28 protein-coding genes are annotated in these 23,003 nt (G+C 60.1%); 13 read left to right on the top strand and 15 right to left on the bottom strand.

Features of this window, described 5'->3' with window-relative positions:
* The first annotated feature begins 6 nt into the window (after window positions 1–6).
* Both nirK and EN808_RS34305 read left to right on the top strand, forming a co-directional pair.
* Window positions 7–1,113 (top strand): copper-containing nitrite reductase, encoded by a 1,107-nt coding sequence (gene nirK / locus EN808_RS34310; protein WP_135918156.1) that lies wholly within the window; start codon window positions 7–9, stop codon window positions 1,111–1,113.
* Between the two features lie 68 nt (window positions 1,114–1,181).
* Window positions 1,182–2,036, top strand: coding sequence for an SUMF1/EgtB/PvdO family nonheme iron enzyme (locus EN808_RS34305; RefSeq protein ID WP_245525184.1), 855 nt, complete (start codon window positions 1,182–1,184; stop codon window positions 2,034–2,036).
* Between the two features lie 57 nt (window positions 2,037–2,093).
* Here EN808_RS34305 and EN808_RS34300 read toward each other — a convergent pair whose 3' ends face one another.
* Window positions 2,094–3,269: an NnrS family protein gene (locus tag EN808_RS34300; protein WP_135918155.1), complete on the bottom strand. Its 1,176-nt coding sequence runs from the start codon at window positions 3,267–3,269 to the stop codon at window positions 2,094–2,096.
* A gap of 99 nt (window positions 3,270–3,368) precedes the next feature.
* A complete protein-coding gene (locus EN808_RS34295; RefSeq protein WP_127275571.1) occupies window positions 3,369–3,806 on the bottom strand; it encodes a pseudoazurin in 438 nt (145 codons plus the stop codon).
* Window positions 3,807–3,956: 150 nt separating this feature from the next.
* Between EN808_RS34295 and EN808_RS34290 the strand changes: the two genes are divergently transcribed.
* Window positions 3,957–4,658 (top strand): Crp/Fnr family transcriptional regulator, encoded by a 702-nt coding sequence (locus tag EN808_RS34290; protein WP_127275570.1) that lies wholly within the window; start codon window positions 3,957–3,959, stop codon window positions 4,656–4,658.
* 3 nt (window positions 4,659–4,661) lie between these two features.
* On the opposite strand, the gene EN808_RS34285 is transcribed toward EN808_RS34290, so the two are convergent.
* Window positions 4,662–4,877 carry a DUF1858 domain-containing protein gene (locus EN808_RS34285; protein WP_127275569.1) on the bottom strand — a complete coding sequence of 72 codons (216 nt, stop codon included), beginning with the start codon at window positions 4,875–4,877 and terminating at the stop codon, window positions 4,662–4,664.
* 169 nt (window positions 4,878–5,046) lie between these two features.
* The gene (locus tag EN808_RS34280) at window positions 5,047–5,742 is read right to left on the bottom strand and encodes a VIT family protein (protein ID WP_127275568.1); all 696 of its coding nucleotides are present in this window, start codon (window positions 5,740–5,742) and stop codon (window positions 5,047–5,049) included.
* A gap of 331 nt (window positions 5,743–6,073) precedes the next feature.
* Between EN808_RS34280 and EN808_RS34270 the strand changes: the two genes are divergently transcribed.
* From EN808_RS34270 to EN808_RS34260, 3 genes are read left to right on the top strand one after another with little or no spacing between them, the layout of a single operon-like run.
* Window positions 6,074–6,835, top strand: a complete 762-nt coding sequence (locus EN808_RS34270) for an FMN-binding protein (protein WP_127275567.1) — start codon at window positions 6,074–6,076, stop codon at window positions 6,833–6,835.
* A gap of 25 nt (window positions 6,836–6,860) precedes the next feature.
* On the top strand, window positions 6,861–7,583 hold the full coding sequence (locus EN808_RS34265) for an FAD:protein FMN transferase (RefSeq protein ID WP_245464236.1): 723 nt from the start codon (window positions 6,861–6,863) through the stop codon (window positions 7,581–7,583).
* Window positions 7,580–9,091, top strand: coding sequence for an RnfABCDGE type electron transport complex subunit D (locus EN808_RS34260; protein ID WP_127275565.1), 1,512 nt, complete (start codon window positions 7,580–7,582; stop codon window positions 9,089–9,091). Before EN808_RS34265 ends, EN808_RS34260 begins: the two co-directional genes overlap by 4 nt.
* 7 nt (window positions 9,092–9,098) lie before the next feature.
* On the opposite strand, the gene EN808_RS34255 is transcribed toward EN808_RS34260, so the two are convergent.
* The 3 genes from EN808_RS34255 to EN808_RS34245 are packed head-to-tail and all read right to left on the bottom strand — an operon-like array spanning window position 9,099 to window position 11,376.
* Window positions 9,099–10,442 (bottom strand): HAMP domain-containing sensor histidine kinase, encoded by a 1,344-nt coding sequence (locus EN808_RS34255; protein ID WP_135918154.1) that lies wholly within the window; start codon window positions 10,440–10,442, stop codon window positions 9,099–9,101.
* Window positions 10,442–11,107, bottom strand: coding sequence for a response regulator transcription factor (locus EN808_RS34250; RefSeq protein WP_127275563.1), 666 nt, complete (start codon window positions 11,105–11,107; stop codon window positions 10,442–10,444). The genes EN808_RS34255 and EN808_RS34250 overlap by 1 nt, the downstream gene beginning before the upstream one ends.
* Window positions 11,107–11,376: a hypothetical protein gene (locus tag EN808_RS34245; protein ID WP_245464237.1), complete on the bottom strand. Its 270-nt coding sequence runs from the start codon at window positions 11,374–11,376 to the stop codon at window positions 11,107–11,109. Before EN808_RS34245 ends, EN808_RS34250 begins: the two co-directional genes overlap by 1 nt.
* A 185-nt stretch (window positions 11,377–11,561) precedes the next feature.
* Here EN808_RS34245 and EN808_RS34240 point away from each other — a divergent pair, with 185 nt between their 5' ends.
* The 3 genes from EN808_RS34240 (at window position 11,562) to EN808_RS34230 (ending at window position 13,212) form a co-directional block, all read left to right on the top strand.
* On the top strand, window positions 11,562–11,795 hold the full coding sequence (locus tag EN808_RS34240) for a hypothetical protein (protein WP_127275561.1): 234 nt from the start codon (window positions 11,562–11,564) through the stop codon (window positions 11,793–11,795).
* 43 nt (window positions 11,796–11,838) lie between these two features.
* Window positions 11,839–12,378, top strand: a complete 540-nt coding sequence (locus EN808_RS34235) for a DUF2231 domain-containing protein (RefSeq protein ID WP_127275560.1) — start codon at window positions 11,839–11,841, stop codon at window positions 12,376–12,378.
* A 135-nt stretch (window positions 12,379–12,513) separates the two neighbouring features.
* A complete protein-coding gene (locus EN808_RS34230; protein WP_127275581.1) occupies window positions 12,514–13,212 on the top strand; it encodes a CBS domain-containing protein in 699 nt (232 codons plus the stop codon).
* A 76-nt stretch (window positions 13,213–13,288) separates the two neighbouring features.
* Here EN808_RS34230 and EN808_RS34225 read toward each other — a convergent pair whose 3' ends face one another.
* The 4 genes from EN808_RS34225 to EN808_RS34210 all read right to left on the bottom strand — a co-directional run bounded on the left by EN808_RS34225 (window position 13,289) and on the right by EN808_RS34210 (window position 17,755).
* Window positions 13,289–13,837, bottom strand: a complete 549-nt coding sequence (locus tag EN808_RS34225) for a hypothetical protein (protein ID WP_127275559.1) — start codon at window positions 13,835–13,837, stop codon at window positions 13,289–13,291.
* Window positions 13,838–13,944: 107 nt separating this feature from the next.
* Entirely contained in the window at window positions 13,945–14,214 is a 270-nt protein-coding gene (locus EN808_RS34220; protein ID WP_127275558.1) for a DUF6455 family protein, read from the bottom strand.
* Window positions 14,215–14,327: 113 nt separating this feature from the next.
* Window positions 14,328–16,946 carry a magnesium-translocating P-type ATPase gene (mgtA, locus tag EN808_RS34215; RefSeq protein ID WP_245521058.1) on the bottom strand — a complete coding sequence of 873 codons (2,619 nt, stop codon included), beginning with the start codon at window positions 16,944–16,946 and terminating at the stop codon, window positions 14,328–14,330.
* Window positions 16,946–17,755 (bottom strand): universal stress protein, encoded by an 810-nt coding sequence (locus EN808_RS34210; protein WP_189343564.1) that lies wholly within the window; start codon window positions 17,753–17,755, stop codon window positions 16,946–16,948. Before EN808_RS34210 ends, mgtA begins: the two co-directional genes overlap by 1 nt.
* Window positions 17,756–17,942: 187 nt before the next feature.
* On the opposite strand from EN808_RS34210, the gene EN808_RS34205 reads away from it, so the two are divergent.
* Together EN808_RS34205 and fixJ are read left to right on the top strand one after the other, a co-directional pair.
* Window positions 17,943–19,499 carry a PAS domain S-box protein gene (locus EN808_RS34205; protein WP_127275556.1) on the top strand — a complete coding sequence of 519 codons (1,557 nt, stop codon included), beginning with the start codon at window positions 17,943–17,945 and terminating at the stop codon, window positions 19,497–19,499.
* The gene (gene fixJ, locus EN808_RS34200; protein WP_127275555.1) at window positions 19,486–20,100 is read left to right on the top strand and encodes a response regulator FixJ; all 615 of its coding nucleotides are present in this window, start codon (window positions 19,486–19,488) and stop codon (window positions 20,098–20,100) included. The genes EN808_RS34205 and fixJ overlap by 14 nt, the downstream gene beginning before the upstream one ends.
* On the opposite strand, the gene EN808_RS34195 is transcribed toward fixJ, so the two are convergent.
* Entirely contained in the window at window positions 20,097–20,321 is a 225-nt protein-coding gene (locus EN808_RS34195; RefSeq protein ID WP_127275579.1) for a hypothetical protein, read from the bottom strand. The genes fixJ and EN808_RS34195 overlap by 4 nt on opposite strands.
* 4 nt (window positions 20,322–20,325) lie before the next feature.
* Window positions 20,326–20,580 (bottom strand): hypothetical protein, encoded by a 255-nt coding sequence (locus EN808_RS34190; protein ID WP_127275554.1) that lies wholly within the window; start codon window positions 20,578–20,580, stop codon window positions 20,326–20,328.
* 34 nt (window positions 20,581–20,614) lie between these two features.
* Here EN808_RS34190 and EN808_RS34185 point away from each other — a divergent pair, with 34 nt between their 5' ends.
* Window positions 20,615–20,854: a lipoyl domain-containing protein gene (locus EN808_RS34185; protein WP_127275553.1), complete on the top strand. Its 240-nt coding sequence runs from the start codon at window positions 20,615–20,617 to the stop codon at window positions 20,852–20,854.
* Window positions 20,855–20,953: 99 nt separating this feature from the next.
* Here the strand turns inward: EN808_RS34185 and EN808_RS34180 are convergent, their stop codons facing one another.
* The gene (locus tag EN808_RS34180) at window positions 20,954–21,244 is read right to left on the bottom strand and encodes a cytochrome c (RefSeq protein ID WP_127275552.1); all 291 of its coding nucleotides are present in this window, start codon (window positions 21,242–21,244) and stop codon (window positions 20,954–20,956) included.
* Between the two features lie 76 nt (window positions 21,245–21,320).
* Complete coding sequence (locus EN808_RS34175) at window positions 21,321–21,704, bottom strand: phasin family protein (RefSeq protein ID WP_127275551.1); 384 nt, start codon at window positions 21,702–21,704, stop codon at window positions 21,321–21,323.
* A gap of 213 nt (window positions 21,705–21,917) precedes the next feature.
* Between EN808_RS34175 and EN808_RS34170 the strand changes: the two genes are divergently transcribed.
* Window positions 21,918–22,742 carry a universal stress protein gene (locus EN808_RS34170; RefSeq protein WP_127275550.1) on the top strand — a complete coding sequence of 275 codons (825 nt, stop codon included), beginning with the start codon at window positions 21,918–21,920 and terminating at the stop codon, window positions 22,740–22,742.
* Window positions 22,743–23,003: the final 261 nt, after the last annotated feature.

Below are 23,003 nucleotides of genomic sequence, written 5' to 3'. Positions count from 1 at the left end.
ATTGACATGATTACGCGACGCGAAGCCCTCTTTGGAGCCGCGCTTGGCGCTGTTGCTGTTGCAGCACTGCCCGCATTGTCGGCCACGGTTACAAAGGCAGAGATTCGCGGGCTGCCCCGCGAGAAGATCACGCTCGTAGCACCACCGTTCGTGCATCCGCATGATCAGATCGCCAAGGGCGGTCCGAAGATCGTCGAATTTGCCATGACGATCGAAGAAAAGCCTGTCGTCATCGATGCCGAAGGCACGAAGCTCAATGCGATGACGTACAACGGCTCGATCCCTGGCCCACTGATGGTCGTGCATCAGGACGACTATATCGAGCTGACGCTCATCAATCCCGATACCAACTCGCTAGCCCACAATATCGATTTCCACGCGGCTACCGGCGCGCTGGGTGGCGGCGGCTTGACCTTGATCAATCCCGGTGAACAGGTGACCCTTCGCTTCAAGGCGACGCGGACGGGAACGTTTGTCTATCACTGCGCACCTGGGGGCGCGATGATCCCATGGCATGTCGTTTCCGGCATGAACGGCGCCATCATGGTGCTGCCGCGTGACGGGCTCAGGAACGACAAGGGCGAACCGGTCAAGTACGACAAGATCTTCTACATCGGCGAGAGTGATTTCTATATTCCGCGCGACGAGAAGGGCAATTTCAAGAGCTACGAATCCGCCGGCGACGGCTACGACGACACCGTCAAGGTCATGCGCGGTCTCGTTCCGACGCATGTGGTGTTCAACGGCAAGGTCGGATCCCTGACCGGCGACAACGCCATGAAGTCGAAGGTCGGCGAAACGGTGCTTATCGTCCATTCACAGGCCAACCGCGATACGCGGCCGCACCTGATCGGCGGCCACGGCGATTACGTCTGGGAACAGGGCAAATTCGCCAACCCGCCGTCCAAGGATCTCGAGACATGGTTCATCCGTGGCGGTTCTGCCGGCTCGGCGCTCTACACCTTCCTGCAACCGGGCGTCTACGCCTACGTCAACCACAATCTGATCGAGGCCGTCGAACTTGGAGCCACCGCTCATTTCAAGGTCGAGGGCGAGTGGGATGACGACCTGATGACGCAGGTCGAAGCGCCCAAACCCATCGCCACCAATTGAATGGCACTCCGATATGCCCGGACAGAGACACTCTCCGGGCATGGAGAAAACACATGCCGCCTCTCATAATGAAGCTCGTTCCGATCGCTGTGGCAGCCTTAGCCTTGCCGGTTTGGCTCTCGATGCAGGCAGCCGGCGGTCATCGGCCGCCCGACGCCGTTGCCAGGACGATCAGCATTGATCCCCATTCGATCGTCTATCCGATGCCGGGCGAGTATCTTAAGGACGGACGCCCTCAGGCCAATCCCAAGGTTGAGCGGCACCTGGAAGGCCCCCTGGAGATCATGGCGTACCAAGTCAGCGCGGCCGATTACGCAGCTTGTGTGTCGGCCGGCGCCTGTCGGCCGGCGGAGGAAACCCGCTCAGTCCCGCGTGACGCACCCGCAACCGGCGTGAGTTACCTCGACGCCGTTGCCTACGCCCGGTGGTATACTGAGGCAACCGGCAGTCAGTGGCGGTTGCCATCCGACGAAGAATGGGCCCTTGCGGCAGCCGAGCGGTTCGCTGGCGAATTCGAGGGTGTCGAAAACGATGCCAACAACCCCGCCAGGCGTTGGCTGACCAGCTATCAGGCGGAGGTCGAACTCAATCGCAAACCGGACCCGTTGCCCAGGAGCCGCGGCTCTTTCGGACTGAATTCGCGCGGTCTTGCCGACTTTTCCGGCAACGTCTGGGAGTGGACTTCAACCTGCTATGTCCGCACGACGCTCGCCGAAGACGGCAGCGATGTTGCGAGCTCGGTCAACAATTGCGGGGTTCACGTCCTGGAAGGCCTGCACAGAGCCTATATGTCGAATTTCGTCAGCGACGGGAAAAGCGGAGGTTGCGCCGTTGGTTTGCCTCCCGACAATCTGGGGTTCAGGTTGGTCTTGGACCATCGGGGGTGGGTGGGCCGTATCCTCGCCCACCTCAGCTTCGGCTGACAAAATCAGGAATAGCTCCGCTCCGTTCTCGTCTTGGGGGTCGCCTGCTCTGCCGCCTCACCGCGCCTTGGGCGTCATCAATGCCATCCCGTAGACCAGGATGAAGCCGGCAAATGCCGCGACCCATGCGACGCCCGCCATGTCGATTACCGCGCCATAGGGGACGAAGGCGGCCAGAATTCTCAATAATCCCGCGAGAAGGATGGCTACGAAGATAAACAAGGCGCCCTTTCCAGCCTTCAGCTCTCGGCCGGTGTGCCCGAGCGTCGCGCGGGTCATGACAGCAAGCGTCATGGCGCCGACCGCACCAGTTCCAAGCGCGTGGAGCCCTGCAGCGGCCGGCACGATAACAGGAAAGAAAATCGCCGCCGAAACCAAGGCGAGACCGATCGGCACAAAGGCGTATGCAAGATGGAGCATGAGCACCAGCGGATCCGGCAAGGTGCGCTCGCCAGCCCAGCGCGACAAACGCCACGCCTGGCAGGTTGCGGCAATGGCCATGAGCGTTCCTGAGGTGGCGCTGTCGGGGGCGAACGTCCATGTTGCCAATGCGATGGCCGAGATGGCTATCGAAGCGATGTCGAATCGGTCAAATGGCGCCGGCAGCCTGCCGGGATTTTCGCGCACGAGCCAGTTGCGTGTGAAGCTCGGAATAATTCGCCCGCCGATCAGCGAGATGAGCAGGATCGCCGCAGCCATGCCGAGTCTTCGGCTGATGTCCGACACGCCCTCAACATGGGCCTCGATGTGGAACGCGCCGTTCGCGGACGCCAGCACGACGAGCGGCAGCAGCACCTTGAGGTTTCGCCAGTTGCGTCCCGCGACGATTTCGCGGGCTGCCGCGGCAGCCACCGCAAGCAGAAATGAGCCATCGACCATAGCTGCTGCTTCCCAGCCAATGTCTGCCGAGAAGAAGACAGCGGCGCGGCCGGCAAGCCATAGGACGACCAGCGCCAGCAGCGGCAGTCCTTGCACGGGAAGCCGGCCGGTCCAGTTGGGGATGGCTGTCAGCAGAAACCCGGTCACGATCGCCGGCAGATAGCCGAACAGCATCTCGTGGACATGCCAGTCGACCGGAACAAACACACTATGGGCTTCGAGGCCGCCCGCATACATCGGCAGCCAGAGCAGAATGGAGAGCCCCGCATAAAGCGACCCGAGAAAGAAGAAGGGTCTGAACCCATAGGAGAGAAAAGCCGGACCGGAATAGTCCCGCAGACGTGGAATTGCCATGACCTACATCCTGAAATGAACAGGGCCGGATGAACCGCCGCCCTCGGTCCGTCCGGCCCATGCCTGCCCGTTTGTGGCAGGCAGGCTATCTCATGCCGATCAGTTGGCGGGAATCTGGGTGAACAGATCCGCGAACACCGTCTTTGCCTTGCCAGGATGCTTGACCGCTTTCGCGGTATCGAGATTGACCGGCTTGCCGACGACGATCATCGCGACCATGCCCATGCCGTAGTGGGGCGCGCATTTGACGCCATAGACACCCTCCTTGGTCAGCGTGACGGTGATTTCCTCACTGGGCTTGCCCTTGAAAGGCTCGGCGCCATCCGGGATCATGCCCTTGATCGACTCGGCGTCGTGGCTCTTGTCGGTCGGCACGAACTTGACGGTGTCGCCGGGTGCGGCCTTGACGAAAGCCGGCTGGAAAACCATTGCGCCCTTTTCGCCCTTGTTGAGCATCTGCACGACGTGCTCTTCGGCGCTTGCGCCGCCAGCGAGCGCGAGAAGGGAGATTGCGGCGGCGAAGATAGTGCGTTTCATCGAATTGTCCTTTGTCTCATGTTCGCGGCGTTGCGCCGTTCCCTCTCATTTAGCCTGATGCCCCCGCGAACAATTTGCGCTGGCGCAAACTCGCGATAAGAATGGTTGGCGCGTCCTGGCGCGGTGTCTTGGGGTCGTGAGGAGATACGTTTGGCTGCTCTGGACCGATCTCTGATATCGCAGCTGCCGCTCTTCCAGGGGATGACTGCGGAAGAACAAAGCGAAATCCTGCGAAGCGCACGGTCGTCACGCTATGCCAAGGAATCCGCGATCTTCGAGCAGGAGACAGAGGCTCATTCGTTTTTTGTGCTGATTTCTGGCCATATCCGCGTCGTTCGCACTACGCCGGACGGACAACAGGTCATTGCCAGATACATCAGTGAAGGCGAAATCTTTGGTGTCGCCGCGGCGCTCGGCCGAACGACCTATCCCGCCAGCGCCCTCGCGGCCGTCGACTGCGTGGTACTGACGTGGCCCAACGCTCTGTGGGCGGAGATGGCGCGACGATTCCCGGCATTTGGGGCAACCACCTACAGAACCGTCGGTACCCGGCTGCAGGAGACCCAGACGCGGGTGGTGGAGATGTCGACCGAACAGGTCGAGCAAAGGATCGCGCATGCCTTGTTGCGGCTGGCAAACCAGACCGGCCGAAAGACCGAAAGCGGTATCGAAATCGACTTCCCGATTTCGAGACAGGACATCGCCGAGATGACAGGCACGACGCTGCACACCGTCAGCCGGGTGCTCAGCAGGTGGGAAGACATCGGAATAATCGCCAGCGGCCGCCAGAAAGTCACGGTCAAGGATGCCCATCGCCTTGTGGTTCTCGCCGAGAACCCGGGCAAACACTGACGATCACCGTTCGCCCCGGATAGTCGCGTCCAGATCGGCCAGGAAACGCGCCTCATCCACGCAGTGCTCATGGCACGCCTCGGCCACGGTGTGGAACGTGCCGATCGGACAGCCGACACAAAGCATCCTGTAGCTGAGCAGCACGGCCACGCTTGCCGGCCATTTCCTCATCATCTCGTCAACCACCGTATTGGGAGTGATAGACTTGGGTTTCTTCACGACGCAGTCCTCCGCGATTTGCGAAGCCCTCGTCATAGTTCGCTCAGGGGACGGCTTCGTTGCGCTTTCGCAACTTCATGGAACCAGCGCTGAAACGTCTTGAGGCAATACTATCTTGCGTGACGAAAAAGTACTCGCAGCCATCGGAGCGGATATGGCTGCCGCGCCGTCATATGGCAGTGCCGACGAGCGCGCCGATACCGGCGGTCAGCGCCATTGCCGCCGCGCCCCAAAAGGTGACGCGAATCGTTGCTTTCAGCACATTGGCTCCGCCGGCTTTGGCTCCGATGGCGCCCAGGACCGCCAGGAACAGGAGTGAGGCAACAGACACCGTTGCGGCAAGCCAGGCGGCCGGCGAAACAAGCACCATCGCCAAAGGCATGGCCGCGCCAACCGAAAATGCTGCCGCCGAGGTCAGCGCGGCCTGGATTGGTCTGGCCGTGGTGACTTCGGAGATGCCGAGTTCGTCGCGAGCGTGGGCGCCGAGCCCATCCTTCGCCATCAATTGGTCGGCGACCTGCGAGGCAAGGGTCGGCTCGACGCCTCGTCTGACATAGATCTCTGCAAGTTCCTGCCGCTCGAAATCTGGTTGTGTCGCCAATTCCTCTCTCTCACGCGCAAGGTCGGCTCGTTCGGTGTCGGACTGCGAACTGACCGAGACATACTCGCCTGCCGCCATCGACATCGCACCGGCGACCAGTCCGGCGACGCCGGCCACCAGAACATTGGAGGCCGCGGCATCGGCTGCCGCCACGCCAACGATCAGGCTTGCCGTCGACACGATGCCGTCATTGGCGCCGAGCACGGCAGCGCGCAACCAGCCGACGCGGGATACAAGATGGTTTTCATTGTGCAGCCGGCTCATGATATCACGGCGCCCCGCCGTTCAGGTCGCAGCATCCTGACCAGCGCCGCAATTGTCCAATGCAGCAATATCTGGGTTCCGGTGTATCCGGCTGGCTTGTTGGCAACAATCATAGGCAGTTTACCTGGTTTGAGAGAACCTTCCTACATCGCCGCTCATGCGGCAATCTTGATCTAGGACAAGCCAATCTACCGTCCCCCTAGAGCTTTCACTGTCCCCTCGCAGTTCGACCTCGGCTGACAGCCAGTTGTCAGCTTGGTGGTGGGATATTGCCTCCGAAGCGGACCAGACGGGTCGCGTTTGCAAGGTTCAATGTGGAAGCACAATTCCGATGAAAGAGATTGCCCTGTCACTTTTGGTGATCGCCGCCTCGGGCGTTTATGTCTGGGATCAGGCCGGCAAGGATTCGGCAAACGATATGCTCGGCGAGGCGCTGCCGGCCGACGCAGCCGAAGCGCCTTCCGTGCAGCCAAAAGAACCCGCATCCGCTGCGGCTTTGCAGCTGCTTCGCACCTCGCCGGCGCCCCTCGATCTCCGGTTTAGAACAAGGTTCCCGATTTCCGGGGAAACGACAGCTGGCATAGGAACGCCTGCCGAACGCCCCAATGATCCAGTCAAGCCGACAGTGGTTCCGGTGGCGCCACAACCGTCCCCAACGCCAGTGGCGCCGTCTGTCGCCGATCCTGCCTCGTCAGCGCCTTCCTTCGCCGTTACGCCCGCCGTCTACATACCAGTCCCGCAGCCGAGGCCGGCATATCCGGATGCACCAGCACGGGTCGTCCGGGTGGGCATGAAGCTCGCCGCAAAGAGCTATGCCGACGGCGTCTACACCGGCCCGACGGCCGATGCCTATTACGGCATCATCCAGATTCAGGCCCTCGTACAGGGCGGGCAACTGACGGCGCTGAAAGTGCTGAAATATCCCTCCGACCGCCGCACCTCCGTCAACATCAACAGGCAGGCGCTCCCCATGCTGCGCGACGAAGCGATCAGCGCCCAGAGCGCCGATGTCGATATTATTTCGGGCGCGACGCTAACCAGCAGGGCTTTCATCCAGTCGCTGCGCGGCGCGCTGAAGAAAGCGTCGTCGTAGGTCCATGCGCGACACGCGAATTTTGATGGGCATGCCCATTGCCGTCGACCTCGGCGGCGCGTCGAATGCTGAACTGATCGAAGCCGTCTTCGGCTATTTCGAGCACATCGACCGGCGCTTCAGCACCTACCGGGCCGACAGTGAAATCACGGCCATCAACCGAGGCGACGTTCCGGTCGTCGACTGGAGCGGCGAGATGATGGAAGTGTTCGCTCTCGCCCGACAGACGAAAGACGAGACGGACGGATACTTCGATATTCGCAAGCCCGACGGGTCGCTCGATCCTTCCGGCATCGTGAAGGGCTGGGCCATTCGCAATGCAGCGGAGATTGTTCAGCGAGCCGGCATCAGCGATTTCTTCATCGAGGCGGGAGGCGATATCCAGTCCTGCGGCAAGAATGCATCGGGCCATGACTGGAGCGTCGGCATCCGCAATCCCTTCAATGCGGACGAGATCATAAAGATCGTCTATCCCCGCGGTCGCGGCGTCGCAACCTCCGGCACCTATGTCCGCGGTCAACACATCTACAATCCGCATGGAATTGGCAGTCAGATACAGGACATCGTCAGCCTGACCGTGATCGGCGCCGATGTGCTCGAAGCCGATCGTTTCGCCACCGCGGCCTTCGCCATGGGACGTGACGGCATTCTCTTCATCGAGCAGACGCCTGGCCTGGAAGGCTATCTCGTCGACGCCAATGGCCGCGCCACGCCGACAACCGGGTTCGGAGCCCTTTGCCTGCCATGATCAAGACCATCGACCGATTTCTCGATCACCTGACCATGTACAGGCTGGTCCTCTACTATCTGATGACGCTGGTCGGCGCAGCGTTCGTGCTCGGCTTCGTCAAGCTGGTGCCACACGATCCGATTGCGCTTGCCTTCACCACAACGCTTGCGCTGGCCGCCTGCTGGATCACCAACAAGGTTTTTGCGCATGTCTTCGCAGTTCCGGCCAACAACGAGTCCGTCTACATCACCGCGCTCATCCTGACGCTTATCCTCGATCCGGTTGCGGTCACGGACATCATGGGGATTGCGGCAGTGGTATTCACATCCGTCTGGGCGATTTCATCCAAATTCATTCTCGCCATCGGCCGGAAGCACCTTTTCAACCCGGCTGCGCTGGGCGTGGCGCTGTCCGCGCTGCTGCTCGACCAGCCAGCCACCTGGTGGGTGGGCGGCAATCTGCCATTGCTTCCGATCGTGCTCGTCGGCGGCATGCTCATTGTCCGGAAACTGCGCCGGCTTGACCTTGTCTCGACCTTCGTTGTCGTGGCGCTGGCGACCATTCTGGCAACCACGGACCCATCGCAATACTGGACCGCGCTTGCAGAGACACTGGGTTCATCGCCGTTGCTGTTCTTTGCCTTCGTGATGCTGACCGAGCCGCTGACCGCGCCGACGATGCGTTGGCCGCGTATCGCCTTTGCCGCCATTGTCGGCTTTCTGTTTGCTCCCAACATCCATATCGGCTCGTTCTATTTCACGCCGGAACTGGCGCTGCTTGCCGGCAACGTGTTTGCCTATGCGGCTGGCCCCAAGGCACGCTTCGTGCTGACCTTGGAACGCATTGAGCAATCGGCCGTCGACAGTTTTGACTTCGTCTTCCGGTCGCCACGCAAGCTCGCATTCGAGGCCGGCCAGTACCTCGAATGGACGCTTGGCCTCGATCGTGCCGACAATCGCGGCAACCGCCGCTATTTCACAGTCGCCTCGGCGCCGACGGAGGAAACAGTCCGCCTCGGCGTCAAGTTCTATCCGCAATCAAGTGCCTTCAAGCGCGAGCTGATGACCATGAAGCCAGGCAGCACGATCCATGCCGCGCAACTGGCCGGCAATTTCACGCTGCCCGCCCGGCGTGAAACCAAGATCGCGTTCCTGGCCGGAGGCATCGGCATCACGCCGTTCCGCTCGATGCTGCAATATCTCATCGACCGCAAGGAGTGGCGACCGATCGTCATCCTCTACGCAACAGAGAGACAGCAGGACATCGCTTATCGCGACGTGCTTGGCGCGGCCAGGCAGGAGCTTGGCATCAAGACGATCCACGCTGTGGCGCACGGTGGCGAGCGCGGGCAATATCCCGGATATATCGACGAGCGCCTGATCCGTCTGGCCATACCCGACTACCTCGAGCGCACTTTCTACATTTCCGGCCCGCAAGCGATGGTCAAGGCGCTGCGCCAGAAACTGCTGGCCATGGGCGTTCGCCGCTCGAAGATAAAGGTCGACTATTTCCCGGGTTTTGCCTGAAGCAGGCTCAACTGTGTCGCGGCAAGGAAATGGTCACCACAAGGCCCGGATCGGCGTTAGCCATGGCAAGGCGTCCGCCATAGGCTTCGACGATGTCGGAAACGATGGCCAGGCCAAGACCGCTGCTGCCTCCCTTGCTGTCGAGCTGGACACCACGTGACATCGCGGACTCCCGATCGGCATCCGGTATACCTGGGCCATCATCAGCAACACTGACGGTCACCTCGTCCCAGGCAGTGGATGCACCGACACGGACTGACGATTTTGCATAGCGCGCGGCATTCTCGACCAGATTGCCGAGAACTTCTGACAAGTCGCCTTCGTCGATTGGGGCCGTCAAATCTTCGGCGATATCCAGCTTGAAAGAAAGCTGCTTGCCGCTTGGTGTCCGTTTGACGACGGCAATGACGCCAGCCGCGACGTCCGACACAAGGCAGGATGCCTTGCCGGAAACGCCGGGGGCGAGGCGCGCTCGCGCGAGCTCCCGCTCGACATGGCGCCGGATCGCTCCGGCGCTCTTTTCAATCTCGTCAGCCAGAACCGTCTCGCCTTTCTTGCGCAAGGCCCGGATGTCGGCCGACAGCACTTGCAGCGGTGTCTTGAGGCCATGCGCCAAATCGGTGGCGCGCGAGCGGGCTCGCGCAAGCGCCTTCTCCTGGGCATCGAGAAGACGATTGATTTCGTCCGCGAGCGGCTGCACCTCGCTCGGCGCCACCACATCGAGCCGTGCTGATCGCTGCGCAATCACGTTTCTGACCGAAACCCGCAAGGTCTCCAGAGGCGCAAGACCGACGGTGATCTGGATGAAGAAGGCGGCCATGAGGGCAATGGCGAGCAGAACAAGGGCTGGCGCAAGGTCGCGGACATACCCATCGATGGATTCCTTCACCGTTTGATGGTCTTCCGCCACGACGGCGCGAAACGATCGCCCACTGGCGTCGATGATCGTGCGCTCGACGGCGATGGTGAGCTCCCCTTGTGGCCCCTTGAATTCCTTGATCTCCCTGAATTCGCCGTTGGTTGCGCGATCAGGCAAGGCAAGCGTCGCGTCCCATAGTGAACGCGAGCGGACAAGGTTGCCGGATCCGGTATCCTGCACCTGCCAGTAGTGGCCGGAAAAGGGAATGGAGAAACGTGGGTCGGCCAAGGTCGCCTGGACCGAAAGACGGCCATCGGCGGCAAAATTGGTCGCGCCAATAAGATCGTTCAGGTCGACTGTCAGCTCGCTGACAACGCGCCGCTCGACGTTAAGTTCGAACAGATAGCGCAATCCAACGCCGGCGATGGCAAGAGCAACCAGGATCGAGATCGTTGCCGCCAACCAGAGCCTGAACCGGATCGAGTTGCCCATCAGCGGGAATCGTCGGGCATCAGATACCCGAATCCGCGCCTCGTTTCGATGACGTCGCTCCCGAGCTTGCGACGCAGGCGCGCGACGATCACCTCGATCGTGTTCGGATCGCGGTCGTTGCCTGAATCGTACAAATGCTCGGCAAGTTCGGTCGGCGCCACCACCCGGCCGGCGTGGTGCATCAGAAACGCCAGGAGCCGGTATTCCAGCGGCGAAAGCGCAACGGGAATGCCGCGAAGCGAAATGCGCATCTGGCGTGTGTCCAAGAGCAACGGCCCGGACCTCAACACGGGTGCCGCCTGCCCGGCCGAGCGACGCAGGATTGCCCGTAACCGGGCGAGCAGTTCTTCCATTTCAAAAGGTTTGGGAAGATAGTCGTCGGCACCGGAATTGATGCCGTCGACGCGTTCGGTCCACATGCCTCTTGCGGTCAGGATGAGAACCGGGAACCTGCGCGCATTCGCCCGCCAACGTTTCAAGACCGTAAGACCATCGAGCTTGGGCAAGCCGAGATCCAGAATCGCGGCGTCATAATTCTCGACATCGCCTGCGAACCAGGCAGCTTCACCATCCTTTACGATATCGACCGCCATTCCCGATGCTTTGAGGGCGGTCGCGATATCGGCAGCGATACGGGGCTCGTCTTCGGCCAGGAGGATCTTCATCAGTCACCCTCCCCATCGCGCATGATGACACCGGCACCGGCGTCGACGTCGACGGTCTTTCGCCGGCCATCGGCACCCACGACCTGAAAACGGTAGACCCATCTGTCGGCCTTGCGGATGAGATCGACCGCAACAACATCGCCGGGAGCTTTGGTGCGGACAACGTCCAGTATATTGGCAAGGCCCTTGATTTCGCCGCGTTCGTACAAATCCCGCGCCCGGTCATGGTCGCCGTCATCGTCCTCGTCGGCACGGGCAGCGAGAGGCATGGCCAAGACAAGTCCCGCGAGAACCAGCACCGCCAAACGCTTCCATTGTCTTTTCATCGGCAAGGCATGTCGCACGTTGCAGCTTTCAATTTGCTGTCAGTTATCCTCAGCCCACAGCAAGCAAGGGGACCATATCAGGGCATCATCGCGTCCAATCATGGCCGCGCCAAGAAGGATACGAGACCATGCGCAATTCCATGCTTGTCCTTGCAGCACTTGCAAGCCTCACGATCTTCGCGCTGCCGGCGGCCGCTGAATCGGACGAAGGATCATGTGGGGCGTCATCGTCTGTTGTCCCATCCGGTCCGATCGATCTGCAGGCCATCCCGATGCAGGACGCCTCCACCCCGAAAGCCATCAAGGGTGGCGACGATGCGTGTGACGACCAACAAGGCGATGAGGCCGACGAAAACGACTAGGTCTCCCACGGCGCGTGGCCGCCACCGCATATGACGGTTGCCAATGTCGTGGGCCAAGGCTCGCTGCAAAGTCGGCAAATTATCCAAGCTCCTTGCCAATTTCTGGAGAGTTTTCGTGATCCCTATTCAACATATCCACCCAATTCTTGTTCATTTCCCTATTGTTCTGATCTACATGCTTGTGGCTATCGACCTTGTGGCGCTGGTTGGCGGCAGCGCCGTTACCAAGAGATCTGGCGCCGGTACGATCTCTACTTTCGTAGCCCTGTCTGCCGGAGTGTTCGCCATTGGGACCTGGTTCTTTGGAGGTCTTGCCCTGGATCATGCCGAAGCGGCCGGCTTCAGCAGCGATATCGCGGAGATCCACGAAAGCCTGGGAGGTATCACTGCCTTTGCCTTCCTGGTCTGGGGACTTGTGCGGTTCGCGCTTTGGATGCGGAACCGTGACATGCGGGCTGTAACGATCGCCATTCCTTTGATTGAAATTTGCGGTGCATTCCTGGTCACTGCGACAGCCTACTATGGTGGGCTGCTTGTCTACGAACTTGGTGTCAACGTCGCCAAGACCGCGGTCGCTGGTTGACCGGTTCGCGCCCAGTCATTCAAGGTTGCAATTTTGGATGACCATTTGCCTCGACCGAAAAATGATTCAGATCAAGGCGCTTCGTGCATGTGCAATCTAAGAAGCCGGAGGTTGGAAAAACTCCGGAGAACGACCATGCAAGCCGAAGCCATAATGAGCAGGCCAGTCGTCGGCATAGACCCGTCCGCATCGATCGCCGAGGCTGCCGGGTTGATGCTCTCCAAAAAGGTCAGCGGCCTCCCCGTCATTCGCAACGACGGCAGGCTGGTGGGGATCGTCAGCGAGGGCGATTTCCTGCGACGCGGGGAACTGGGCACGGAGCGCAAGCGCTCGCGCTGGCTGGAGTTTCTCGTCAGCCCCGGAAAGGCCGCCGACGAATATGTCCGCGCCAATGGTCGACGGGTTGAAGAGGTGATGTCGCAAGATGTCGTGACGGCATCCCCTGCAGCATCACTCGCGAAAGTCGTCGAGCTCATGACGCGTCACCATGTCAAACGCATTCCGGTCGTCGAAGCTGGGAAAGTCGTTGGCATCATCACCCGCTCTGATCTTCTGCGGGCATTGCTCGGCGTCCTTCCGGATGGAGCCGCTACGGTCATCGATGACGAACAGATTCGGCAGAACATCGCTACCGAGCTTGCGAGGCAGAGATGGGCCGGCAACGATTTGATCAACGTGACGGTGGACAAGGGTGTGGTGACACTGAGCGGCGCCATCTTCGACGAACGCGAGCGCCAGGCAGCGACAGTCGCCGCCGAAAACGTCGCCGGCGTCAATGCTGTCAAGGACAATCTCTTCTGCGCCGATCCCGTGTCGGTCATCCTTGTTTCGTAGCGGAGTAGACATTGATCCGCAGCGAGGCACCACTGCCTCTCTGCGTTGCTGGTCCTTGCCCAAGGCTTCGCCATGCTTAGGGCGCGACCAGGGGTATCAATGGTCGAAGGAGTAACAGGGCAAAGCCAATAAGCGCCGCGCCCGCAACTTTTTCTGCCAGTGTTTTGCCTCCGCAGAAGCGCCGCCCCAGCAAAAGCCACACCGATCCGCTGGCAGCTGTCATCACCAGAAGCGCAATCCAGAAGATCCCCAGTTCGCGCGGTTCGATGTTCATCGGCACGATAGACAGGCAATAGATGAAGGCCTTCGGATTGAGAGCACTGGTCACCGCAACAGAAATGGCGTCGCCGCTTTTGGCAGCGTTGATCCGGGCGCTTGCCGTCAGACGCAGGCCAAGAATGACGAGCCACCCGGCCGCTACCAGCCTGAGTATTTGAATGGCGTCAGGCGACATGAAGGGACGCAGTGAAAACCAGCACGCGGATGCGATCCCGTATCCGCATGCCTGAGCGGCCAAGAGCTTGACCGCTTTCTCCCGCTTGACCGACCCTGTCAGCAAAAGAGCGTTGGTTGGCCCTGGTGCGACAAAGAGCAGGAATGCTTCCAGAAAAAATAGGGTGTCCAACTGCCTGGTCCCGTGGAATGCAAACCTGTCAACTGCAAGACTCGGTTTGCGTTGACTCTGTCAAAACACGGACAGCACGACATCGTCCAGGCTGAGTACTCGAATGACTAGCGTTGGCCGGCCGCATGCTGCAGTCGAGCGATCAGGTCGCCGTTGCGGCAATAGTCTGGCGGGTTATTGGCTTGCTGATGTTCGTCGAGCCAGACCGAGCATTCATCCTGATGTCCGCAGGAACGGCAGCGATCCACTGCCCTGCTGGTGACGGCGGCATGGTCGGCTACGACTTTCAACTGTCTGTCGACGCCGAGCTTCCGCATCATGCGATCCATCAAGGTGGTTCTGGCATCAACTGAAATCAGGTAATCGAGAAAGGTCATGGTAATCACTCCTGCCTGCTGGCCATCATGGCATGTTGGCGGCAAGCGGCGTTGATCTCGATCAACAGGCGGTATCGTTGCCGATCCCTGAGCCTCAAACAGGGAGCATGGCGCTAAACCTTGGCCACAAGGCGATCGAGAAAGGACCGCTGACCGGCAAGCAACTTCTTGCGGGCCCGGCTCTCTTGTCCGAAGAACCAGCGCTTGGTCGCCTCCGAGGCGCATAGGTAGAGTGCGGTAATCGCGACAAGCGCGACAAGTACGGGCAGAGGCAAGGGCACGAAGCCGAACCAGGCTGCAAACGGCAGATAGGGGATCATGATCGCCATAATCCCGACGGCCAATGTAAGCCAGGCAAGCAACGGGCTTGGACGGCTCGCCCAGAAAGCCCTGTGCGTGCGCACGATGAGCACGATGGCAAGCTCCGTCAGCAACGACTCGACAAACCAGGCGGTCTGGAATGCGGCCTCCGTGGCGTGCGCAAAAACCAGAAGGAAAACGAAGGTCGCGAAGTCGAACAGCGAACTGACCAGGCCAAAGCTGATCATGAACCGCCGCACAAAACGGATATCCCAGTGGCGAGGCCGGCGCAGTCGGTCGGGATCGACGTTGTCGCTTGCAATGGCGAGTGAAGGAACGTCAGAGAGGAAATTGTTGAGCAGGATCTGCTTGGCAAGAAGCGGAAGGAAAGGCAGGAACAGCGAGGCGACAGCCATGCTGATCATGTTGCCGAAATTGGCGCTGGTGGTGATTGAAATGTACTTCATCGTATTCGCGAAGGTCTTGCGGCCATCGTCGACGCCGCGCACCAATACGCCGAGGTCCTGCTTGAGAAGGATGATATCGGCCGCCTCGCGCGCGACATCGACAGCGGTGTCGACCGAGATGCCTATGTCTGCCTCATGAAGGGCAGGCGCATCATTGATGCCGTCGCCAAGGTAACCAACGACATGGCTCCTGCTCCGCAAGGCCTGAACGATGCGCTCCTTCTGGTTGGGGTCGATCTCGACGAAGAGGTCGGTGTGCTGCACGCCCGCGAAGAGCGCGCTCTTCGTCAATTTCGAAAGCTCCTCGCCGGTCATGATCCTGTCGGCGCGCAAGCCGATCGCCTGGGCGAGATGCGCGGCAACGTAACGGTTGTCGCCAGAAATGACCTTTACCGCGATGCCGCGGTGGGCGAGTTCGGCAAGCGTCTCCTTGACGCCCTTCTTTGGAGGGTCGAGGAAAAGCAGGAAGCCAGCGAAGGCGAGATCGATCTCGTCTTTCCTGCTGAACGTTTTCTGGCTCTCGAACTGACGGATTGCCAGGCCCAGAACGCGGTAGCCGTCCGCGCTCCAGCGCCGGAATTTTTCGTCGATTGCCGCACGGTGCGTTTCATCGAGGGGTTCCAGCCCGGTGGCTGCTCGGGCGAAGCTGCAGGTTTCGAGGACATTTTGTACGGCACCTTTGGTAATCAGAAGGTTCTGGGCGTCCTTGGTCCGGACCACAACGGATAGCCGCTTGCGAATGAAATCATAGGGGATTTCGTCGACTTTCGTGAAGGCCGCCAATAATGCGCCTTCGCCCGGCGCACCGGCGATTGCTTCGTCCAGCGGGTTCTTCAGTCCGGTCTGCAGGGTCGCGTTGAGACGTGCCCAGAGCAGGATATCGGTTGACGGATTGCCGTCGACATCGAGCCATCCATCCAGGTGGATAACGCCTTCCGTCAGCGTCCCCGTCTTGTCGGTGCACAGCAAATCCATGCTGCCCAGATTCTCGATGGCATCGAGACGGCGCACGATGACGCCATTGGCTGCCATCGCGCGAGCCCCTCGAGCCAGCGTCACGCTGATGATGGCCGGGAGAAGTTCGGGCGTAAGGCCAACCGCCAGTGCCAGCGAAAACAGCAGCGATTCAATCAGCGGTCGATGCAGCAGCAGATTGGCGAAGAACACCAGGATGACGATTGCCAGCATGATCTCGGTCATCAGATAGCCAAACAGCCTGATACCCCGGGCAAACCCTGTTTCGGGGATTTGTCGCTCCAGGGCGGCGGCGATCGATGCGAATTCAGTGCTGGCGCCGGTCGCTGCCGCAAGCACGGTTGCAGTGCCGCTGCGGACCGACGTGCCCGTGAAAACGGCATTGCTGCGCTGTGCTATGGAGGCCTCGGGCGCCGACCGCCCCGGTGCCTTCACGACGGGAAAGGTTTCGCCGGTCAGTACAGCCTCGCTGACATTGAAATCGCGCGCGTCCAGAATGATACCGTCCGCGGGAATGAGGTTTCCGGCCGAAAGCCGGATCACGTCGCCCGGCACGATATCTTCGGCGGCGACCGAGCACTCGGCGCCGTCGCGCAACACAATAGCCTTGCGCGAAATGCGCTGTTTCAGTGCTTCGGTCGCCAGCGACGCACCGTACTCTTGGGTGAAGCTCAGGACGCAGCTTGCCAGCACGATCGCGCCGATGATCGCAGCCTCCTGGCCCTCCCCGACGAAGGCTGATACGCAGGCCGCGAAAATGAGGATCAGGACCAGCGGGCTGCGGAACTGGCGGGCAAACACTGCCAGGGCCGACGCGCCTGACGTCGACGCGGGTGTGTTTCGGCCGAATTTTGCGAGCCTCGATGCCGCTTCGGACGAAGCAAGCCCCGAGACTGAGGTCTCAAGACCTAACAAGAGGTCATTGGTCTCGATCGACCAATAGGCACCGTCCTCTGGCGAGACGGATTGCTGGCCAGCTTCGCCTATCATCAATACGACATGAAGCGGTTGATGCCGCTCTCTTCGATCAGCGTGCGGGTGACGCCGCCGAACGCCCATTCCCGCAAGCGGCTATGGCCATAGGCGCCCGAGACGATGAGATCCGCATGGATCGAGCGTGCGAATGTCAGCAACCGGTCGCCATCAGCCTTACCGGCGATCAGCTCGGTTCGCGCCTTGATGCCATGGTGCTCGAGAAAGACCGCGACATCGGCGAGGCTGTCGCGAATGCTTTCGTCGCGCTCGGTGTCGATCGTGGCAATCACGACTTCGCTGGCTTTGGCCAGGAAAGGCAATGCGTCAGTCATCGCTCGCCGAGCCTCCCTAGTGTCCTTCCACGCTACGAGAACAGTTTTTGCAAGGACGTGCTCGACGTTGGTTGCGGCGACCAGAACCGGACGCCCGGCGCCCAGTGTCAGACTGCCGACATCCACGGCGCGAAACACATTGTCTCCTGCCTGGCCGGTAACGATAAGGTCGGCTGCTCTGGCCGAAACGCTGAGGAACCGGGTCGGGCTGCAAACGGCTTGGCCCCATTCGCTAAAGATCGAAGCAGGAACCAGCCTCTCGAACTCGGCACGCAGTTCGGCAAGCCGCTTTTCGATTTCTGTTCGCTGGATCTGCATGATCTCGCCTTCGTAGACCATGCCTTGGCCGGTCGCGACCAAGGGCGGAACATCGGCTGCCGCCAAGCCGATAAGACGGGCTCCGAACCGTTCCGCGAGTTCGACCCCCACCTTTACAATAGGTGCAGGAGGCGCATCGATGGCGAGGTTGACGATGATTGACTTGTAAGACATTGCGGACGCCTTTCGCTGAACTATGGAATGCGTGATGAATTGCATTCGCCAGCGTCCAATGCCTTGACGCGCGTCAAAGATCGCCAACTGCGCCTGCGCACGAAAACGTCGGCTCGATCCGTTTTGCGTGAGCGGCGAGAAGTGATAATTAGCCCCGGTAGCACCGTCTCGAACTCAGGAACCTCAGGTGATCAAAGACGAAGCGCTCAGTTTGTCGCCCGGCGGGACGACACTCAAATCACTGCTGTCGCGAATGTTCGATCAGGCTCCGGGATTTATAGCGCTCATGCGCGAGCCAGGTCACGTTTTCGAACTGACCAATGCCGCCTACCAGCAATTGATCGGCAACAGGCAAGTGATCGGAAAGTCCGTGCAGGATGCCTTTCCCGAGCTCGAAGGATATGAGTTTTTCGACCATCTGGACCAAGTCTACACGACCGGCGAGCCCTATAGGGGCTACGGGGTGAAGGTTGGCCTTCGCAACACAGCCGACGGCCCGGTCGAAGAGCGCATCCTTGATTTTGTCTATCAGCCGATCAAGGCTGACGATGGCCGTATCACCGCGATCTTCATTGAAGGCACGGATGTCAGCGAACTCTCCTTTGCAAACGCCGCACTTCGGCTGCGCGAGGACCATTTGCGATCCATCCTGGCAACAGTTCCGGACGCAATGGTCGTCATTGACGAACAGGGCCGGATCCAGTCCTTCAGCACCGCTGCCGAAACGCTGTTCGGCTATCAGTCAAGCGACGTCATTGGTCAAAACGTGAGAATGCTGATGCCCTCGCCCTACCGCGACGAGCATGATGCCTATCTGCTTCGCTATCTGACGACGGGAGAGCACCGGATCATCGGACTCGGCCGCACCGTTACCGGCGCGCGCAAGGATGGCACGACATTCCCAATGGAGCTTTCCGTCGGCGAGATGCATCCGGGAACCGGACGTTTCTTTACCGGCTTCTGCCGCGACCTCACCGAACGCCACCGGGCAGAAGCAAGAATCCAGGAGCAGCAGCAGGAACTGCTGCACATGGCGCGGTTTACAGCACTCGGCGAAATGGCTTCGACGCTTGCTCATGAGATCAACCAGCCACTGACGGCGATCACGAACTACCTCAAAGGCAGTCGTCGACTGCTCGAGAAAAGCCAGGACGAGAATGCGCCTATGCTTCGGGATGCTGTCGAAAAGGCAGCTGAGCAGGCATTGCGAGCAGGCGACGTCATCCGTCATCTGAGGGATTTTGTGGCCAGGGGCGAAAGCGAGCGCCAGGTCGAACGACTGCCGGTTCTCATCGAGGAAGCCGCGTCCCTGGCCCTGGTCGGCGCAAGGGAGATAAATCTCCTTGTCAGCTACAAGCTTGACCCTGCCGCCGAACTGGTCTTGACCGATCGCATCCAGATTCAGCAGGTTCTGCTCAACCTGATGCGCAACGCGGTGGAGGCTATGCAGGACGCGACGCGACGCGAATTGAAAGTCACAACCGTTGCCCGGGATGATGGGATGGCCGAGGTAAGCGTAATCGATACAGGTCCGGGTCTCGCGCCGGAGGTCTCGGCCCAGCTCTTCCAGCCGTTCGTAACGACCAAGAAGCAAGGCATGGGTGTTGGCCTTTCCATTTGCCGTACCATCGTTGAATCGCACGGTGGCCATATATGGGCCGAGGTAACGCCGGCCGGCGGAACCGCTTTCCGGTTCACCTTGCGCATCGTAGAGAAGGAAGAGGTCACAAATGGCCGACAGTGATCTGGTGCACGTGGTCGACGACGATGTCGACGTCCGCAAGTCGCTCGGTTTTCTTCTGGCCACAGCGGACTTCGCCGTACGCCTGCACGAATCGGCCACGGCATTTCTTTCGACGGCAAAAGGCAACCTCGAGGGCTGCATTGTCACCGACGTACGCATGCCGGGCATAGACGGTATTGAGTTCCTGCGGCAACTCAGGGCGGGCGGGCATACAATTCCCGTCATTGTCATGACGGGCCATGCCGATGTGGCGCTTGCCGTTCAGGCAATGAAGGAAGGCGCTGCCGATTTCATCGAGAAGCCGTTCGACGACGAAATGCTGATCGAAGCGATTCGCTCCGCGCTGGCCAATCGGAACCAAGCAAACGCGGCGCATCCCCAGTCTGCGGATATCCGCACGCGTCTGTCGGCCTTGTCAGAGCGCGAGCGGCAGGTGCTGGATGGACTTGTTTCGGGTCTGCCTAACAAGACGATCGCCTACGATCTGGGCATCAGCCCGCGCACGGTCGAGATCCATCGCGCCAATGTCATGAGCAAAATGGGCGCAAGCAGCTTGTCACATCTTGTGCGCATGGCGCTGATCGTGGAATCCCGACCCTAGGAAGAGTTTTCAAGAGGTTTGCGAATTCCGACCTGGGCCCGCTCCAAGTCCCAATCGCGCCAGTGGGTCGGCCGGATGTCGACACGGGCACCGCTGGCAGCATTCTTCCAACCCTCCGTCACCCTTCTGCAGGCAAACACAAGCGCGTGCTCGCCGTCTTCGTCGAAGACGGCGAGTTCGAGATCGCGACCAAACGGAGCGCTTAGGATTGGTTTCCACATCGCATCAAAATCTTCGCAAACGGTGCGTTGCGCATTGATCTGCATCATTTTCTGGAATCGCCGAATAGGCATGCGCGTTGCCGGGCGTCGAGCTGATCTGGCTAATAGCTGCTGCGGCAGACGCCATATCGTCATCGGTGCCAATCACATGCATGGCGCGGGCAGCCCAATTGATTGCCAACGCAGCGCTGATACCTGATCCGGCGCCCATCGCGACGCTGGACGCCGATTGATCGGGATCAAGGACCGTGCTGCGCAAGCGCATATCATCAGACGGTATAGGGAGAATTGGGATGCACTATATCAAGGCCGATGAAGCCCTGTGGGCCTCCAGCATGTTGCCGGAAGGCATCCTGGAGCGCTGGTTCATTACGAGCGGCGACACAATCAAGGCCGGCGAGCGAATAGCCGAAGTTCGCGTTGAAGACGCGCTGCACGAGATTGTAGCGCCGGTAGGTGGCCGCGCGACGATTGTCGCCACCGCGAATACCGTCATCGAACCAGGCTCGATTCTGGCAACGCTGGAGTCTTAGCCCTGTGAGGACGCCTCACCGGGCTGATTGCGCTCATTCCTCACTTGTAGTCTCAAGGAGAGTATCAGGCTTGGTCGCCAGCTGCGTCCGCAGCTCCGATCACGGTTTCTGCAAGGTGTTGATGTAAGCGATTATTGCATCGATCTGGTCGGGGCTGGCGATCCACTCAGGCATGTCCGGATGGCCCGTCGAAATCCCCTCGGCGAGGGCTTCCTCGAGATCGGTGATCGGATAGCGCTTTGACAAGGTGCGAAACGCCGGGGCGTCGGGATGACTGCTCTTGTCGGTTTTTCCAATGGCGTGGCAGCGGGCGCAATTGACTTCCACCAACGCCTTCCCGTGATCCGTTAGGCTATCGGCACGGGCTGGGTGCACATATCCGAGCAGCATCAGTGCAAGGACGGAAGCCGGCAGACGACGATGCCCACAAAAGCTGTTCATGTCTGACGACCTCTGCATTGCCGATCTACGCGACTGTCTTCGCCGCTGCGTCCTCGATCGCGGTTCTGGCTTCCTCGCGGACCCGTTTGGCCGTTTCCGAAGCAAGCCTGGAGGTCAGTGCGGCGACCTTGCCGGCTTCGCTGACGTATTGCGATGTCGCATTCTGCAGAAAAGCAGAGAAGATGTCGAAAGCGTCATTGAACTCCGGACAGGTGATGAGATCGTCGGCCAGCTTGATGTCCTGTTCGCAACGATGCTTCAGAAATGCCAGCGTTTCGACGTTATAGCGCATCATCACCTTGAAGGCGTGGACTTGAAGAGACGCGGCAGCAAGGAAGAACGTCTGGCCATTTCCCGCAATCGGCAACAATTGTGTGCCGAATGAGGATGGCTCGGGCTGAGTGTGCATTATCGACTACTCCATCCTGAGGCATGCGAACATAATCTCCACAGCGCAACGTTGACGCCATTCGTCGCCGTGTCCTTGATCAGGATCAACCCTCTGACCTTGCGGACTGTACGAGCGCCCCGGCACCAACCGGTCTCGTTGCGTTTGACCCGCATCAAGGTGCTTGCCTCTATTTGATGGCCAAGTCGCGTCAACCGCAGATGGAATGACGCGATGGCTTTCAAGACGATCATGGTTCAACTGGACGTGGACGCAATCGCAGCGCCACGCATCGCGATGGCGTGGGATCTTGCTCAACGGATCGAGGCCGACCTGATCGGCTTCTGCGCCGCCGAGCCGCATTTTGTCCTCCCAACCAGCACTGATGACCAGGCCGCGACCAAGGCGTTGTGGCGCCAGGTAGAGGAGATAGAAGGTCGCCTCGACTGCCTGAGGGAGGAATTCCTGAGCATCGTCAACGGCAGCAATCGTGCCTCGTGGCGCGGAGAGGTAGGCAATCCCACGCGCCAACTTGCACTCAATGCGCGTGCCGCCGACTTGATCCTCGCTGGCCCGCCGACGGCCGATCTGGTGGTCGACCGTCATCGTGTGCTTGATCCGGCAAGTCTCATCCTTGCGGCGGGCCGTCCGATACTCGTGGCATCGGAACCCCTTGCGCCGATAAGAGCCGAAAGCATCCTGATTGCGTGGAATGACACGCGGGAAGCGCGACGTGCCGTCGTCGACGCTATGCCTTTCCTGATCACCGCCAGGGATGTCGTGATCGCCACCGTGGACAATGGGAATACTGGACCCAGGGAAAATGCAGCGGATGTCGAACTCTTTCTGACGCGCCACGGTGTGAAGGCGCGATCCGAAATCTTGGATGCGTGCCGCTCCGAACCGGCGGAAATCCTCCTCCAGATCGGACAGGATATTGCGGCCGATCTCATCGTTCTCGGTGGCTACGGTCATAGCCGGGTACTGGAGAGGACCTTTGGCGGCGTGACGCGTTCTGTGCTGCGCAGCGGATCATTGCATCGGTTCATATCGAACTGAGGAGGTGACACCTCCAAATCGTGGTTTTGACATAAATCAAGGTCTTCCGCTCCCGCAAACGGTTACGTCTAACCTTGCCAAGTTCGGTGTAGCTGATGCCCGCAGCGCAACCGCGAGCAAATAAGGAAATTCGGACATGAATTACCAGCGGTTCTTCGAGGACGCGATCGACCAGCTCCATGCCGAGCGTCGCTACCGCGTCTTCGCCGATCTAGAGCGCATCGCGGGCAAGTTTCCGCGCGCCATCTGGCGTTCCAACGG

The sequence above is a fragment of the Mesorhizobium sp. M8A.F.Ca.ET.165.01.1.1 genome (assembly GCF_004792065.1).
Lineage (GTDB): Bacteria > Pseudomonadota > Alphaproteobacteria > Rhizobiales > Rhizobiaceae > Mesorhizobium.
The sequence above is the reverse complement of the archived record's forward strand: the minus strand, read 5'-3'. Positions and strand labels throughout refer to the sequence as shown.

Bases quoted from the DNA above. Each gene is read 5' to 3' on its own strand.
- EN808_RS34175 (WP_127275551.1), bottom strand. From the start codon at position 21,704: ATGCACACTCAGCCCGAGCCATCCTCATTCGGCACACAATTGTTGCCG.
- EN808_RS34270 (WP_127275567.1), top strand. From the start codon at position 6,074: ATGAAAGAGATTGCCCTGTCACTTTTGGTGATCGCCGCCTCGGGCGTT.
- EN808_RS34305 (WP_245525184.1), top strand. From the start codon at position 1,182: ATGAAGCTCGTTCCGATCGCTGTGGCAGCCTTAGCCTTGCCGGTTTGG.
- EN808_RS34300 (WP_135918155.1), bottom strand. From the start codon at position 3,269: ATGGCAATTCCACGTCTGCGGGACTATTCCGGTCCGGCTTTTCTCTCC.
- EN808_RS34280 (WP_127275568.1), bottom strand. From the start codon at position 5,742: ATGAGCCGGCTGCACAATGAAAACCATCTTGTATCCCGCGTCGGCTGG.
- EN808_RS34220 (WP_127275558.1), bottom strand. From the start codon at position 14,214: ATGACCTTTCTCGATTACCTGATTTCAGTTGATGCCAGAACCACCTTG.
- EN808_RS34180 (WP_127275552.1), bottom strand. From the start codon at position 21,244: ATGCTGCTCGGATATGTGCACCCAGCCCGTGCCGATAGCCTAACGGAT.
- mgtA (WP_245521058.1), bottom strand. From the start codon at position 16,946: ATGATAGGCGAAGCTGGCCAGCAATCCGTCTCGCCAGAGGACGGTGCC.
- EN808_RS34230 (WP_127275581.1), top strand. From the start codon at position 12,514: ATGCAAGCCGAAGCCATAATGAGCAGGCCAGTCGTCGGCATAGACCCG.
- EN808_RS34265 (WP_245464236.1), top strand. From the start codon at position 6,861: ATGGGCATGCCCATTGCCGTCGACCTCGGCGGCGCGTCGAATGCTGAA.
- EN808_RS34240 (WP_127275561.1), top strand. From the start codon at position 11,562: ATGCGCAATTCCATGCTTGTCCTTGCAGCACTTGCAAGCCTCACGATC.
- EN808_RS34255 (WP_135918154.1), bottom strand. From the start codon at position 10,442: ATGGGCAACTCGATCCGGTTCAGGCTCTGGTTGGCGGCAACGATCTCG.
- EN808_RS34245 (WP_245464237.1), bottom strand. From the start codon at position 11,376: ATGCCTCTCGCTGCCCGTGCCGACGAGGACGATGACGGCGACCATGAC.
- EN808_RS34185 (WP_127275553.1), top strand. From the start codon at position 20,615: ATGCACTATATCAAGGCCGATGAAGCCCTGTGGGCCTCCAGCATGTTG.
- EN808_RS34260 (WP_127275565.1), top strand. From the start codon at position 7,580: ATGATCAAGACCATCGACCGATTTCTCGATCACCTGACCATGTACAGG.
- fixJ (WP_127275555.1), top strand. From the start codon at position 19,486: ATGGCCGACAGTGATCTGGTGCACGTGGTCGACGACGATGTCGACGTC.
- EN808_RS34250 (WP_127275563.1), bottom strand. From the start codon at position 11,107: ATGAAGATCCTCCTGGCCGAAGACGAGCCCCGTATCGCTGCCGATATC.
- EN808_RS34170 (WP_127275550.1), top strand. From the start codon at position 21,918: ATGGCTTTCAAGACGATCATGGTTCAACTGGACGTGGACGCAATCGCA.
- EN808_RS34210 (WP_189343564.1), bottom strand. From the start codon at position 17,755: ATGTCTTACAAGTCAATCATCGTCAACCTCGCCATCGATGCGCCTCCT.
- EN808_RS34235 (WP_127275560.1), top strand. From the start codon at position 11,839: ATGTCGTGGGCCAAGGCTCGCTGCAAAGTCGGCAAATTATCCAAGCTC.
- nirK (WP_135918156.1), top strand. From the start codon at position 7: ATGATTACGCGACGCGAAGCCCTCTTTGGAGCCGCGCTTGGCGCTGTT.
- EN808_RS34295 (WP_127275571.1), bottom strand. From the start codon at position 3,806: ATGAAACGCACTATCTTCGCCGCCGCAATCTCCCTTCTCGCGCTCGCT.
- EN808_RS34195 (WP_127275579.1), bottom strand. From the start codon at position 20,321: ATGTGGAAACCAATCCTAAGCGCTCCGTTTGGTCGCGATCTCGAACTC.